This window comes from Trichlorobacter sp., assembly GCF_030247655.1.
GTDB lineage: Bacteria > Desulfobacterota > Desulfuromonadia > Geobacterales > Pseudopelobacteraceae > Trichlorobacter.
In genome coordinates this window covers 1-12,912 of the sequence record NZ_JAOTRZ010000074.1, presented here as the reverse complement: position 1 = coordinate 12,912, position 12,912 = coordinate 1, and the positions used below count along the sequence as shown (strand labels likewise).

Sequence of the window (12,912 nt, the reverse complement as noted above, 5' to 3'; positions counted from 1 at the left end):
CTTATAGCAGCCGATCCAGGCGATAATAATGCCAAAGGAGTACGATTTTACGAAACCTGAGTAGACATCCTTCCACTCAACGGATTTATACATTTCACTGAAATAGGCGCCGGGGTTAACGCCGAGCAGTTTGACACCAACCACCCAGCCGCCGTAGATGCCCACTACATCAAAGATGCCACAGAGCAGCGGCATGGCGATCATGGCAGCAATAAATTTAGGTGAAATAAGATATTTATAAGGATCCAGCGCCATGGTTTCCAGGGCGTCAATCTGCTCGCTGATCCGCATGATGCCGATTTCAGCGGTAATGGCTGAGCCTGCCCGGCCAGTCACCATAAGGGCCGAGAGAACCGGACCAAGTTCACGGATCAGAGATAGCGCCACGGCGGTACCCAGCATCCCTTCGGAACCAAATTTGGTCAGGGTGTAGTAGCCTTGCAACCCCAGCACCATGCCGGTAAACGCGGCTGTCAGCACAATCACAAACAGGGATTTTGTGCCAATGAAATTGATCTGTTTCAGTATATGTACCGGTCGCCCGGGACGGCGCAGGAGGGAGTAGAGGGCATAGGCCAGAAACTGGCCACAGTTGCCCAGTTCTTGCAGTTGCGCGATGGTCCGGCGACCTATGGCCCGTAAAAAGTTGATCATTTGTCTCGTTGAGATGCCTTTGGATTATTTTAAGCGGCTGACTACTATAGAGAGAAGTTATGGCGTTGTAAAGTAATAGGATTATAGCTCTTTAAGTTTTCCGTTTGGTGAGATCAAAAAACAGTGTCCACGCCAGTTGACGCGATTTCCGGTAAAGGCCAACAGCCATGTACCGAAAGCAAGCAGATCTCTCAAGGGGAGTAGCCAGGCCCAGGCAGGGAGCAGATTGTCGCGGACATACCAACGGCTGAATACCGAAGTAACGCTCAAGCGGGTCAGGTAAAGCAGGCTGATGGCGGACAGGGCCAAAAGGGGCGGTCCGGTGAGGAATGCAGCAATAATGGCCAGGCCTGGCAGGGTAATGCCGGAGGCCAGATAACCTCCAGGGCGGCTGACCCGCATGGTGCGGGCCCAGCGCAGTTGGCGTGAAAAAATTATTGTCGGGCTTTCAGGTTTCAGCATGCTTTCCACAAACTGGTGATCCAGCTTCAGTTGCCAGCCCGCACGATGTATCTGATTACCCAGTTGATAGTCATCGGCCAGATAGTCCACCAGTGCTTTCAGGCCGCCAATATCCTGTAACGCCTGGCGGCGGAAGGTCATGGCTGCCCCTAGGGCAAAGGAGAGGCCTTCCAGCTTCAGCGCGGTTACTACGTTGGGTACCATCTCAGAGGTGAAGGCCAGCGCTTCAAAGGCGGTGATAGCGCCATGTACGGTTGAGCTGCGGTAGGGGGAGGTGACCAGGCCAATGTTAGATGCGCTGAAATGTGCGGTGACCGATTGCAGGAATGTCGGTTCCACCCGAATGTCACTGTCGCAGATCATGAGCAGATCATATTTTGCCTTGGGAAAGGCGTTGATCAGATTGGAAACCTTGTAATTGGGGCCGTGAATGGTCGGATCAATATTCAGGCAGATGTCATGGTGGGGAAAAACAGTCATCAACTGCTGGATAATCTTGATTGCCGGATCATCGGCAGCAGCAACGCAAAAGATCAGCTGTAGCGGCGCCATATACTCTTGCCGACAGAACGAGGCAAAGTTTTCATAACTGCCTTCATCCATACCTTTAACCGGTTTCAGGATTGAGATAGCTGTGTCGTGTCGTTTGTCTGGAGCGCCTTGTTCCTTGAAAAACAACCAGCCGCACCACAAGGTGAGCAGGGAGTAGATGCTGGCTGGCAGAACGGCAAGAAAGGGGAGCAGACTACTTGGCATCAGCGATTCTTCCATCTTGAATCAGCAGGCAGAAGGGGGCGTCAGAGGTCACATTCAGTTGTCCCATCCGCCAGACAAAATAGCTGCGTGAAGAAAGGCCCGCTGCCCAGTCCTGCACAGCTGCAGCCTCCTGATCTCCGCCTGCATGGCCAGGGTAACAGGTAATCAGCACCAGGCCAGCCGGTGCCAGTAGCTGTAGTGATGCCTCCAGGGCGGTCAGGGTGGTGGCGGTACAGGTGGCAACCTCTCGCGAAGCTCCCGGTAGCCAGCCCAGATTGAATATAATTGCATGCAGTGGAGCATCTACCAGTCCCAGCAACCGTTCATGGCCAGTCTGTAGTAGCGTTACTCGTTGCTGCAGGTTCTGTTCTGTCAGGCGTTGGGCTGTGCGGTCAAGGGCCTCCTGCTGGATATCAAAGGCCCAGACATGGCCGGTTTTCCCCGCCAGCTCAGCCAATAGCAGGGTGTCCTTGCCATTACCGCAGGTGGCGTCAGCAACACGGTTGCCAGATTGGATAAACCGTCGTAGCAACAGATGAGTGAGGGGAACCGGGCCGCGCAGGACGGGATGTGAGTCTTTGGCTGATGACATGGGCGGCAGAGTAGCAAACTCATCGGGCAGCTGCCAACAGGTTTATTTGCGATTCAAGCTGGCTTCGTGGTAGAGAAGGCTATGATCAAGATATTCAGTGTCACAATAGATATGGCTGGCCAACGCCTTGATGACGTCTTGGCCCAGCTGGCAGGGGTCAGTAAGGGTGAGGCCAGACGAATCATTGACCGGGGCGGTTGCGCGGTTAATCAGACCATGGTACGGGTGGCTTCCCGTGGCGTTAAGGCCGAAGATCAGCTGGCGGTCGGTTTTATGGAACAGGGCCGGTTTCAAGAGCTGGTGCTGCCGCCAGAGGCGATCGTTTATCAGGATAAGGATCTGCTGGCAATCAATAAGCCATCAGGTATTGCCAGTCAGCGTACACCCTACCAGCTGAAAGGAACCCTGGAATACTGGGTCGCTGAAGAGTTTGTCCGCCAGGGGATCAAGGAGCCGGTACGGGTGGTACATCGGCTTGACCGGGGAACCTCAGGACTGATGCTGTTCCCCAAACATCGTCAGGCAGCGGCCTGGCTCTCGGAGCTGTTTAAGAAGGGTGACATCCATAAGCGCTATCTGGCGCTGGTTGCAGGGGAACCTGCTGAGCAGCGTTGGTCAGCGGATGGTGCAATCGGCAAGCTGGGCAGTGCGCGCTGGGGTATCATCTCTGAAGGCCGAACAGCCCTGACCGACTTTCATCTGCTTGCTGCCGCAGACGGGTTGACGCTGGTTGAAGCGTTTCCCCGCACTGGCCGCACACACCAGATTCGGGTTCACCTTTCAGCAGCCGACTTTCCGATAGTGGGCGATACCACCTACGGCGGGGTGGCGTCTGAAAGACTCATGTTGCACTGTGTCGGGTTGCAATTTGCCGGACGGAACGGGCAGCCCTGTAGCCTGAAGGCGTTGCCGGACAGTGCCTTTATTGCCCGTTGTGGCCGTTGCTGGGACACTGCGCTTACATCATAAAAAGTTCTTTGCAGGCTTCACTGCTTTATGGTACGGTTCCGAACTCGCAGCAGACTCGTGTAATTTCAAATTTCCTCAGATCGAACAACAGGTTATGTCAAAAATTATCTGCATTGCAAATCAGAAGGGTGGTGTGGGGAAGACCACCACCGCCATCAACCTCGCTGCTGCGCTGGCTGCTGCTGAACGGCCAACCCTGCTAGTGGATATTGATCCTCAGGGTAACGCCACCAGTGGTGTCGGGGTCGACAAGGCTCAGTTGCAACATTCGGTCTATGATTTGCTGATTAATGATGCAGATCCTGCGTCGTTGGTGGTTGATACTGGCCATCCCTACCTGCATATCCTGCCTGCAACTGCTGATCTTGCCGGTGCTGAGCTGGAGCTGGCCACTGAAACAGGGCGTGAGCAGAAGCTAAAGAATGCCTTGTCGCTGTTGCAGGAACGTTATCAGTATATCCTGATTGATTGTCCGCCATCCTTAAGTCTGCTGACCGTGAACGCCATGACCGCTGCTGATACGGTCCTGATTCCGCTGCAGTGCGAGTTTTATGCAATGGAAGGCCTGTCTCAGATCCTTAATACCATCCGCCTGGTGCAAAAAGGTTTGAATCCCCGCATTACAATCGAAGGCATTCTGTTGACCATGGCCGATGCCCGCAACCGATTGTCCAAGGATGTGGAGGATGAGATTCGGACTCACTTTCCGAAAGAAGCCTTTGAGGTGGTAATCCCTCGAAATGTGCGACTTTCTGAGGCGCCAAGTCACGGCAAGCCGATCATCTATTATGATATTACCTCCAAAGGGGCCACTGCATACCTGCAGCTGGCCCGTGAGCTGATTCAGCGGGAGGTAATCAATGCTTAAAAAAGGTGGTCTGGGTAAGGGGATGGCGGCATTACTGCCGGTTATGTCAGTTGCCGAAGATAAAAACTATTTTCTCTGTCCCATCGAGCAAATCAGGCCGAATCGCAACCAGCCTCGCAAGCAGTTTGCAGCGGATAAGCTGGAAGAGTTAGCATCCTCAATCCGTGAAAAAGGAATCATTCAGCCGCTGGTAGTCACCAAGAAGGATGGCTACTACGAGATCATTGCCGGTGAGCGTCGTTGGCGCGCCTCGCAAAAGGCAGGGCTGCGCGAACTGCCGGTGGTTATCCGTGAGGCCAGTGAAGATGCGGTCATGGAGCTGGCTCTGATTGAGAATATCCAGCGTGAAGATCTGAATGCCATTGAAGAGGCCCAAGCCTATAAGTCATTGGTGGAGCATTTCGGCATCTCCCAGGATGAGGTGGCAAAACGGGTTGGTAAAAACCGTACAACCGTGACCAATGCGTTGCGTCTGCTGCGTTTGCCGGATGAAATTCAGAAGGATGTGGTTGAAGAACGGCTTTCAATGGGGCATGCACGGGCGTTGCTGGGGCTGGAAAATGAAGATTTGGTTCAGAAGGCGCGCCATGAAATTCTGCATAGGATGCTGAGTGTCAGGGCGACAGAAGAGCTGGTTAACAAGCTTAAGCGGGGCACGCGGGTTGTTCAGAAGCCTGCCCGTCAGCCCGATCTCTTGATGGTTTCTCTGGAGGAACAGCTGCAGAAGCAGTTCCAAACCAGGATCGCCATTCGTCGGAACAGTGGTGGAAAAGGTGCGCTCGAAATACACTTCAATTCATCGGATGAACTGACCCGCATTATCGACCTGCTTCAGTCGTAACCCGTTGCCACAACAAATAAACCGCTTTTTTTAATTGACAGCCTGTGTTTAACCGTGATAGCTAACCAACGTTTACGCCTGACTATTCAGTCAGGTTTGTTTTTGTGGGATACAGTATACAATTCACCGTAGGTTAAGGGGTAGGCCGTGATCAATCTCGATCTCGCATTTGCTGTCCAGATTGTAAACTTCGGACTTCTGGCTCTTGTTCTGAATATCTTTCTGTACAAGCCGATCAGGGCGCTGCTTGCCCAGCGTCGGCAGGAGATCCAGTCTGCCCGCGAGCGTGCAGTCGCTGTGGATCAGCAGGTGCAGGAAAAGGTAGCTCAGTACGAGGCGCGTCTGCGTGATGCCAAGGCTGAAGTTGGCGCCAAACGGGCTGAGCTGGTGAAAGAAGCCCAGGTAGAAGAGGCGTCGTTGTTGGACAAGGCACGTCAGGATGCTGCAGCGTCAATCGCTTCGATTCGTGAGCGGGTGGCCAAAGAATCTGCCGAGGCACGTACTCTGCTGCAAAAGCAGGTGGATGTCCTGTCGGGCGATATTTGTGAGAAAATTCTGGGGAGGAGTCTGTAAGCCCATGCTGATTCAGAATGATCGCCGTATGCAAAGAATTCTCTCCGGTCTGGCTGTTGTTGTCGCTATCCTGGTTCCTGTACTTGCCATTGCTTCAGGCGGTGGTGAGCATCATCCTGATAGCGGTGCGCAGCTGAAAGACTTTGGCTGGCGGGTAGTTGATTTTGCGCTACTTGTTGGAATTGTGATTTGGGCACTGAAAAAGGCTAATGTAAAGGGTTCATTGGCTGAGCGTCAGCAGCAGATTGAAAAAAATCTTCGTGAGGCTCGTGAAGCTCGTGAAACAGCTGAGGCCAAGCTGAAAGAATATACTGACAAGCTTGAAAAGGCTAATCAGGAAGTTGATGCGTTGCGTGCTGCCATGCTGAAAGAGGCTGAGGCAGAGAAGCAGCGTATTATTGCTGAGGCACAGACTGCTGCTGCCAAGGTTGCGGTGCAGGCTGCTCAGGCTGCTGATCAAGAGGTCTCGAAGGCTCGCACAGAACTGCGTGTAGAAGCTGCCCGGCTTGCGGTTGAACTGGCCGGTGGCAAACTTGGTGGTGCCGTGCAGAAGGCTGACCATGACCGCTTTGTACAGGATTACCTTGGGAAGGTGGTGCAACTGTGATCAATAACGCCATTGCCAGACGGTATGCCAAGGCGCTGGTCCAGCTTGGCTCGGAAAAAGATCTGGTTGATCGTTTCAGCCAGGAGCTGAAGGTGGTAGACGGGGTTTTTGCAGGTAGCGCAGAGCTACGGGCTGCATTTGGTAACCCTGCCTTTACTGCAGATCAAAAGAAACAGATCATGCGTGATCTGATTGCACGTATGCAATGCTCGGAGCTGGTGGCAAATTTTCTTTTGTTGCTGGTGGATAAGAACCGGGTCGCCTGTCTGTCGCAAATTGTCGAGACCTATGAGACGCTGGCTGATGAACAGTCCGGTGTGATACGTCCGGTAATTACTACCGCTTTTGCATTGGATGATACCCAGATCAATGCCATTAAAGGTGCGCTGGAGCAGAAGACTGGTAAAAAAGTAATGCCACAGGTGAAGGTTGATCAATCTCTGATCGGTGGTGTTGTTACACAGATCGGCGATATCGCCTATGATAGCAGTGTTAAAACTCAGTTAGCACGGATTCACGATATACTACAGAAGGGGTAAACGCTTCTATGGAACTCAGAGCCGAAGAAATTAGCGAAATCATCAAGAAACAGATCAACGAGTATGGCAAAGAGGTAGAGGTATCGGAGACCGGTACCATTATCTCCATCGGAGACGGTATTGCCCGTATCCATGGCCTGGCTGGCGCCATGGCCGGTGAGCTGCTGGAATTCCCCGGCGGCGTATCCGGTATGGTTCTCAACCTTGAGGAAGATAACGTCGGTGCCGCTATTTTTGGTGAATTTGCCGAGATCAAAGAAGGCGATACGGTCAAGCGAACTGGCCGGATTACCGAGGTACCGGTTGGTGATGCCCTGATTGGCCGCGTTGTTAACGCCATTGGTCAGCCAATTGACGGTAAAGGTCCGATCAACACCAGCACCTTCAGCAAGGTAGAGATCAAGGCACCTGGTATTGTTGCCCGTAAATCGGTTCATCAGCCGATGGCCACCGGCCTCAAGGCGATTGACTCTATGGTTCCAATCGGTCGTGGTCAGCGGGAGTTGATCATTGGTGACCGTCAGACCGGCAAGACCGCTGTTGCCATTGACACCATCATCAACCAAAAAGGTGGCGATGTTGTCTGTATCTATGTTGCCATCGGCCAGAAACGTTCAACGGTTGCTCAGGTTGTATCCAAGCTGACCGAGCACGGCGCCATGGATTACACCATTGTTGTTGCCGCCACCGCTTCCGAGTCTGCACCGCTGCAGTTCATTGCACCGTACACCGGCGTAACCATGGGTGAGTACTTCCGTGACAACAAGAAGCACGCTCTGATTATCTATGATGACCTTTCCAAGCAAGCTGTTGCGTATCGTCAGCTTTCCTTGCTGCTTCGTCGTCCGCCAGGCCGTGAAGCATATCCTGGTGACGTTTTCTATCTGCATAGCCGTCTGCTGGAGCGCGCCTGTAAGCTGTCCGATGAGTGTGGTGCCGGTTCTCTGACCGCCCTGCCGATCATCGAGACACAGGCCGGTGACGTTTCCGCCTACATTCCGACCAACGTTATTTCCATTACAGACGGTCAGATCTACCTTGAATCAGACCTGTTCTTCTCCGGTGTACGTCCGGCGATCAACGTCGGTCTGTCGGTTTCACGGGTTGGTGGATCTGCTCAGACCAAGTCAATGAAGCAGGTTGCCGGTACGCTGCGTCTTAACCTGGCTCAGTATCGTGAAATGGCTGCCTTTGCCCAGTTCGGTTCTGACCTGGATAAGGCAACCCAGATGCAGCTTGCCCGTGGTGAGCGTCTGGTTGAAATTCTCAAGCAGCCTCAGTATCGTCCGGTTCCGAACGAGAAGCAGGTTCTGGTTATCTTTGCCGCCAACAACGGCTACCTGGATGACTATGCAGTATCAGCACTGAAGCGTTATGAAGTTGAAATGTACGCATTCTTTGATAACCGTCAGGCAGATGTACTCGCTGAATTGCGTGACAAGCAGGCAATCGGTGATGACCTGAAGGCCAAGCTGGTTAGTGCCCTTGATCAGTTCAAGAAGGAATTTACCGCTTAAACAAGGACGGTTTGAGACATGGCGAGCCTTAAAAGCATTAAAAAGCGGATTGTATCCGTAAAAAATACGCGCCAGATAACCAAGGCCATGAAGATGGTTTCGGCTGCCAAACTTCGCCGCGCACAGGAAAACGTGGTAGCTGCACGTCCCTATGCTCAGAAGATGGGTGAAGTGCTGCAGTCTTTGGCAGGTAATCTGGAAGGTGATCTGCATCCCCTTCTGGAAAAGCGTGATGCAAAAAAACTGCTGTTGATTGTCGTAACCTCAGATCGTGGTCTGTGCGGTGGTTTTAACTCAAACCTCTGCAAGGCCGGTGAGCGTTATATCAAAGAGAAGCAGGCTGAGTTTGAGCAGATTTCAATCATGACGGTCGGTCGTAAAGGGTATGAATTTCTGAAAAACCGTCACACGGTTTACAAAAATTTTTCTAATATCCTTTCCAAGCCTAACTATCAGACAGCTGCAATGCTTGCACAGGACGTTATCGAGGGCTATCTGACAGAAGAGTATGACCAGGTTGTGATGCTGTTTAACTCCTTCCGCACCGTCATGACCCAGGATATTACCTTTCAGCAGCTGTTGCCAATCGAGCCTGAAGAAAAGGGTGCCGTTGATGAGGCAGGCGTTGAGTTTATTTACGAGCCATCGGTTGATGACCTACTGACCCAGATTCTGCCAAAGAATATTGAAGTTCAGATCTTTAAGGCGATGCTTGAATCAGTAGCTGGAGAACATGGTGCCCGTATGACCGCCATGGACAGTGCATCAAAGAACGCCTCGGAGATGATCGGCAAGCTTACCCTGCAGTACAACCGCGCTCGTCAGGCAGCCATTACCACCGAGCTGATGGAAATCATCTCAGGCGCTGAATCGATTAAGGGATAATTACAAACGAATCACTATATGAGGCCCCAGGGCCGCAGGAGGACATGGTTCCATGAGTCAAAATATCGGTAAAATTTCACAGGTTATCGGCGCAGTTATTGACGTCGAGTTTGAGCCCGGTAAGTTGCCGGAGATTTATCACGCTCTAAGAGTGACCAATCCGGCCATTGATGACCGTGAGAACAACCTGGTGCTTGAAGTTGCGCAGCATCTGGGTGAGAACTCTGTGCGTACCATCGCCATGGACTCCACCGACGGTCTCACGCGTGGTCAGGCTGTTATCGATACCGGCAAGCAGATCTGCGCACCGGTTGGCCGCAAGACTCTGGGCCGGATCATGAACGTTATCGGTGAGCCTGTTGATGAAATGGGTCCGATCGGCAATGAAAAAGAGTACGCGATCCACCGTGAAGCGCCTGCCTTTGAAGACCAGTCCACCAAGGTTGAAGCCTTTACCACCGGTATCAAGGTTGTTGACCTGCTTGCTCCCTATGCACGGGGCGGTAAGATCGGCCTGTTCGGCGGTGCCGGCGTCGGCAAGACCGTTCTGATTATGGAACTGATTAACAACATTGCCAAGCAGCACGGTGGTTACTCGGTATTCGCCGGTGTTGGTGAGCGTACCCGTGAAGGTAACGACCTCTGGATGGAAATGAAAGAATCCGGAGTTCTTGATAAGGCTGCTCTGGTGTACGGCCAGATGAACGAGCCCCCAGGTGCCCGTGCACGGGTTGCTCTGACCGCTCTGTCAGTTGCTGAATATTTCCGTGATGAAGAGAATCAGGACGTGCTGCTGTTCATCGATAATATCTTCCGCTTTACCCAGGCCGGTTCCGAAGTTTCCGCTCTACTTGGACGGATTCCTTCTGCGGTTGGTTACCAGCCTACCTTGGCAACTGAAATGGGTGAATTGCAAGAGCGTATTACCTCAACCAAGAAGGGTTCCATTACCTCGGTTCAGGCCATCTACGTTCCTGCCGACGACTTGACAGACCCTGCTCCGGCAACCGCCTTTGCCCACTTGGATGCAACCACCGTTCTCTCCCGTCAGATTGCAGAACTTGGTATTTATCCCGCCGTGGATCCACTGGATTCCACCTCACGGATTCTGGATCCACAGGTAATCGGTGATGAGCATTATGCGGTTGCTCGTTCCGTACAGTATGTGTTGCAGAAGTACAAGGATCTCCAAGACATCATCGCCATCCTTGGTATGGACGAACTGTCTGAAGAGGATAAGCTGGTTGTTGCCCGTGCCCGTAAGATTCAGCGCTTCCTGTCCCAGCCGTTCCACGTTGCAGAGGCATTTACCGGTTCACCTGGCGTGTACGTTGAGTTGAAGGACACCATTAAGGCCTTCAAGGAGATCGTAGACGGTAAGCATGACAGCCTCCCTGAGCAGGCCTTCTATATGGTTGGTACCATTGAAGAGGCGATTGAAAAAGCCGCTAAACTGGCAGCTGTATAATTTATTACCTGGCAGGGCAGAACATCTGTCCCAACGGAGCTCCATACAATGGCTGAAAAGATGAAGCTTGAAATAGTCACACCGTACAGCAAGGTGCTTGATGAGCTGGTGGATGAAGTGACAGCAACCGGTAAAATGGGTGAGTTTGGCGTACTGCCGGGTCATGCACCTTTCCTGACCTCGCTTAATATCGGTGAGCTTTGCTACAAAAAAGATGGTGTCGCTGTCAGCATGGCTCTTAACTGGGGCTACTTCGAGGTTCAGGACGATAAAATTATTGTCCTGGTTGAAACTGCCGAGCGTTCTGATGAGATCGACCTTGACCGTGCTAAAGCAGCTCTTGGCCGTGCAGAGGATGCCCTTAAGAAGCTGACAGCTGAGGACAAACAGTTCAAGGTATACGAAGCTGCTCTTGAGCGCGCACTGATTCGGATGCAGGTAGCCGGCAAGGCTGCACGCAAATAATACAGCTTAAACAACCGAGGAATACAGGAGCGGCAGTAATGTCGCTCCTTTTTTTATTGCCATGACCACTAAACGCTATAAAACTTTCACAGAAGAACTGCGGCACCAATTTGGTTGCCGGGTGCAACGGGTTTCTCTGGATGCCGGCTTTAGCTGTCCCAATCGTGATGGCAGCTTGGGAACAGGTGGCTGTACCTTCTGTGGTGATCGTGGCGCGGCAGCGGTAGGTGTTCCTACTGAACTGCCGTTACAGCAGCAGTTACAGAAGAGTAAAGCGTATCTGGTGAGAAAGTTCAGGGCCGAAAAGTTTTTGGCTTATTTTCAGGCCTACAGTAACACCTATGCAGCAGCGGATGAGTTGCGTCAGCTGTATGAAACCGCCCTGGCCGACAAAGACATTGTCGGACTTATTATCGGCACACGTCCTGATTGCCTGCCTGATGCAGTGCTTGACCTGCTCGCAGAACTTAACCAACGAACCTATCTGTGGCTTGAGCTGGGGATGCAGACCATGCATGATCAGACCCTGAAGACGATCAACCGTGGTCATGATCATGCCTGTTTTATAGAGGCTGTTAAACGCTGTAAACAGAAAGGAATACGCATCTGTGCCCACCTGATACTGGGGCTGCCCGGTGAATCACGTGATCAGATGCTGGCATCGGTGGAGGAGTTGAACCGTCTCGGTGTTGATGGGGTTAAGTTGCATCATTTGCATGTTTTGAAGGGCAGTTTGCTTGAAGAGCAGCATAGGGCAGGCACACTGGCATTGATGGACCGCGATGCATACGTAACGTTGCTGGTTGATGCGCTGGAGCTGCTTGATCCTGAAATAGTGATTCATCGCTTGATGGGGGATGGTCGTACAGAGCTTGTCGCACCTGATTGGTCACGACGTAAGCTTGAAGTGTTAAATCAAATTGATGCAGAGCTTGCTAAAAGAAACAGCCGGCAGGGATGCCGGCTGTCAGAAAACCATCTATAGCATTAACTTACGCTTTGTGTTCATCATCCTTCTTTGGCTTTATTTCGATCTCATCCTTACCATCTGAAGCATTCTTAAAATTCTTGATACTCTTGCCAAAGGCAGAGCCGATCTCAGGCAGGCGACCTGCCCCGAATACCACCAGTACAATCACCAGAATAACAATCAGTTCCGGCATGCCAAATCCAAACATTACAGCCTCCTTAAGAGCGTTGTGACGAGAGTATGGCAGGTGCTGCATGAAAAATCAATATTTGGTGTCAGCGTAATCCACCCAGCCGCCAGCCAGAACCAGGGCCTTGTCAAAGGGTGACAGCTCAAAGTTGAAGGTTTTCTGCTTGCCACCACCGGTCATGGTCAGGGTCTGAGCCTCAATATCAATGTTCATGGAGGCGTCAGCATCCTGGGCATGTGAGAAGAGTAGATCAAGGTCTGCCTTGGGCAGTTCAATGGCTGCCATGCCGCAGTTAAACATGTTCTGGCGGAAGATACGGGCAAAGGACTCTGCCACCACCGCAGTGATGTTATTGACTTCAAAGACCCAGGGAGCATGCTCGCGGGATGAACCGCAGCCGAAGTTCTCCCGGGACACGACAACACGGGCTTGCGAGGTTTTCTCACCCTTGGGATCAAATCCGTCCAGCTTAAGGTCTTCGAGCATGTACGGTTGCAGGTCCTGCTTGGTGATCTCAGTCAGGTACTTGGCTGGAATAATCTCGTCAGTATTAATA

16 protein-coding genes are annotated in these 12,912 nt (G+C 52.1%); 11 read left to right on the top strand and 5 right to left on the bottom strand.

Annotated features, from left to right (window positions below):
• The 3 genes from OEL57_RS08500 to OEL57_RS08490 all read right to left on the bottom strand — a co-directional run.
• Positions 1 to 654 (bottom strand): MlaE family lipid ABC transporter permease subunit (locus tag OEL57_RS08500; protein ID WP_300739601.1); only part of this gene is annotated, 654 nt, incomplete at its 3' end.
• Positions 655 to 735: 81 nt separating this feature from the next.
• On the bottom strand, positions 736 to 1,872 hold the full coding sequence (gene hpnI / locus OEL57_RS08495; RefSeq protein WP_300739600.1) for a bacteriohopanetetrol glucosamine biosynthesis glycosyltransferase HpnI: 1,137 nt from the start codon (positions 1,870 to 1,872) through the stop codon (positions 736 to 738).
• Positions 1,862 to 2,464 carry a class I SAM-dependent methyltransferase gene (locus tag OEL57_RS08490; RefSeq protein ID WP_300739598.1) on the bottom strand — a complete coding sequence of 201 codons (603 nt, stop codon included), beginning with the start codon at positions 2,462 to 2,464 and terminating at the stop codon, positions 1,862 to 1,864. The genes hpnI and OEL57_RS08490 overlap by 11 nt, the downstream gene beginning before the upstream one ends.
• 81 nt (positions 2,465 to 2,545) lie before the next feature.
• Between OEL57_RS08490 and OEL57_RS08485 the strand changes: the two genes are divergently transcribed.
• The 11 genes from OEL57_RS08485 to OEL57_RS08435 all read left to right on the top strand — a co-directional run bounded on the left by OEL57_RS08485 (position 2,546) and on the right by OEL57_RS08435 (position 12,181).
• Positions 2,546 to 3,433, top strand: coding sequence for an RluA family pseudouridine synthase (locus tag OEL57_RS08485; RefSeq protein ID WP_300739597.1), 888 nt, complete (start codon positions 2,546 to 2,548; stop codon positions 3,431 to 3,433).
• Between the two features lie 94 nt (positions 3,434 to 3,527).
• On the top strand, positions 3,528 to 4,301 hold the full coding sequence (locus OEL57_RS08480) for a ParA family protein (RefSeq protein WP_300739596.1): 774 nt from the start codon (positions 3,528 to 3,530) through the stop codon (positions 4,299 to 4,301).
• Positions 4,294 to 5,142, top strand: a complete 849-nt coding sequence (locus tag OEL57_RS08475) for a ParB/RepB/Spo0J family partition protein (protein ID WP_300739595.1) — start codon at positions 4,294 to 4,296, stop codon at positions 5,140 to 5,142. The genes OEL57_RS08480 and OEL57_RS08475 overlap by 8 nt, the downstream gene beginning before the upstream one ends.
• 147 nt (positions 5,143 to 5,289) lie before the next feature.
• Positions 5,290 to 5,715, top strand: a complete 426-nt coding sequence (locus OEL57_RS08470; protein ID WP_300739594.1) for an ATP synthase F0 subunit B — start codon at positions 5,290 to 5,292, stop codon at positions 5,713 to 5,715.
• A 4-nt stretch (positions 5,716 to 5,719) separates the two neighbouring features.
• Positions 5,720 to 6,322, top strand: a complete 603-nt coding sequence (locus tag OEL57_RS08465; protein ID WP_414718509.1) for a hypothetical protein — start codon at positions 5,720 to 5,722, stop codon at positions 6,320 to 6,322.
• On the top strand, positions 6,319 to 6,861 hold the full coding sequence (atpH, locus tag OEL57_RS08460; protein WP_300739592.1) for an ATP synthase F1 subunit delta: 543 nt from the start codon (positions 6,319 to 6,321) through the stop codon (positions 6,859 to 6,861). The genes OEL57_RS08465 and atpH overlap by 4 nt, the downstream gene beginning before the upstream one ends.
• Before the next feature lie 8 nt (positions 6,862 to 6,869).
• Entirely contained in the window at positions 6,870 to 8,378 is a 1,509-nt protein-coding gene (gene atpA / locus OEL57_RS08455) for a F0F1 ATP synthase subunit alpha (RefSeq protein ID WP_300739590.1), read from the top strand.
• 18 nt (positions 8,379 to 8,396) lie between these two features.
• Positions 8,397 to 9,263, top strand: a complete 867-nt coding sequence (gene atpG, locus OEL57_RS08450) for an ATP synthase F1 subunit gamma (protein ID WP_300739588.1) — start codon at positions 8,397 to 8,399, stop codon at positions 9,261 to 9,263.
• A gap of 52 nt (positions 9,264 to 9,315) precedes the next feature.
• Positions 9,316 to 10,731, top strand: a complete 1,416-nt coding sequence (gene atpD / locus OEL57_RS08445) for a F0F1 ATP synthase subunit beta (RefSeq protein WP_300739586.1) — start codon at positions 9,316 to 9,318, stop codon at positions 10,729 to 10,731.
• Between the two features lie 48 nt (positions 10,732 to 10,779).
• Positions 10,780 to 11,196 carry a F0F1 ATP synthase subunit epsilon gene (locus OEL57_RS08440; RefSeq protein WP_300739584.1) on the top strand — a complete coding sequence of 139 codons (417 nt, stop codon included), beginning with the start codon at positions 10,780 to 10,782 and terminating at the stop codon, positions 11,194 to 11,196.
• Positions 11,197 to 11,257: 61 nt separating this feature from the next.
• On the top strand, positions 11,258 to 12,181 hold the full coding sequence (locus OEL57_RS08435) for a TIGR01212 family radical SAM protein (protein ID WP_300739582.1): 924 nt from the start codon (positions 11,258 to 11,260) through the stop codon (positions 12,179 to 12,181).
• A gap of 7 nt (positions 12,182 to 12,188) precedes the next feature.
• Here OEL57_RS08435 and OEL57_RS08430 read toward each other — a convergent pair whose 3' ends face one another.
• Positions 12,189 to 12,374 carry a twin-arginine translocase TatA/TatE family subunit gene (locus tag OEL57_RS08430; RefSeq protein ID WP_300739580.1) on the bottom strand — a complete coding sequence of 62 codons (186 nt, stop codon included), beginning with the start codon at positions 12,372 to 12,374 and terminating at the stop codon, positions 12,189 to 12,191.
• A gap of 54 nt (positions 12,375 to 12,428) precedes the next feature.
• Complete coding sequence (locus OEL57_RS08425; protein ID WP_300739578.1) at positions 12,429 to 12,911, bottom strand: 3-isopropylmalate dehydratase small subunit; 483 nt, start codon at positions 12,909 to 12,911, stop codon at positions 12,429 to 12,431.
• Between the last annotated feature and the right edge of the window lies 1 nt (position 12,912).

Bases quoted from the DNA above. Each gene is read 5' to 3' on its own strand.
- atpA (WP_300739590.1), top strand. From the start codon at position 6,870: ATGGAACTCAGAGCCGAAGAAATTAGCGAAATCATCAAGAAACAGATC.
- OEL57_RS08430 (WP_300739580.1), bottom strand. From the start codon at position 12,374: ATGTTTGGATTTGGCATGCCGGAACTGATTGTTATTCTGGTGATTGTA.
- atpG (WP_300739588.1), top strand. From the start codon at position 8,397: ATGGCGAGCCTTAAAAGCATTAAAAAGCGGATTGTATCCGTAAAAAAT.
- OEL57_RS08435 (WP_300739582.1), top strand. From the start codon at position 11,258: ATGACCACTAAACGCTATAAAACTTTCACAGAAGAACTGCGGCACCAA.
- OEL57_RS08465 (WP_414718509.1), top strand. From the start codon at position 5,720: ATGCTGATTCAGAATGATCGCCGTATGCAAAGAATTCTCTCCGGTCTG.
- OEL57_RS08480 (WP_300739596.1), top strand. From the start codon at position 3,528: ATGTCAAAAATTATCTGCATTGCAAATCAGAAGGGTGGTGTGGGGAAG.
- hpnI (WP_300739600.1), bottom strand. From the start codon at position 1,872: ATGCCAAGTAGTCTGCTCCCCTTTCTTGCCGTTCTGCCAGCCAGCATC.
- OEL57_RS08440 (WP_300739584.1), top strand. From the start codon at position 10,780: ATGGCTGAAAAGATGAAGCTTGAAATAGTCACACCGTACAGCAAGGTG.
- OEL57_RS08485 (WP_300739597.1), top strand. From the start codon at position 2,546: ATGATCAAGATATTCAGTGTCACAATAGATATGGCTGGCCAACGCCTT.
- OEL57_RS08475 (WP_300739595.1), top strand. From the start codon at position 4,294: ATGCTTAAAAAAGGTGGTCTGGGTAAGGGGATGGCGGCATTACTGCCG.
- OEL57_RS08490 (WP_300739598.1), bottom strand. From the start codon at position 2,464: ATGTCATCAGCCAAAGACTCACATCCCGTCCTGCGCGGCCCGGTTCCC.
- atpD (WP_300739586.1), top strand. From the start codon at position 9,316: ATGAGTCAAAATATCGGTAAAATTTCACAGGTTATCGGCGCAGTTATT.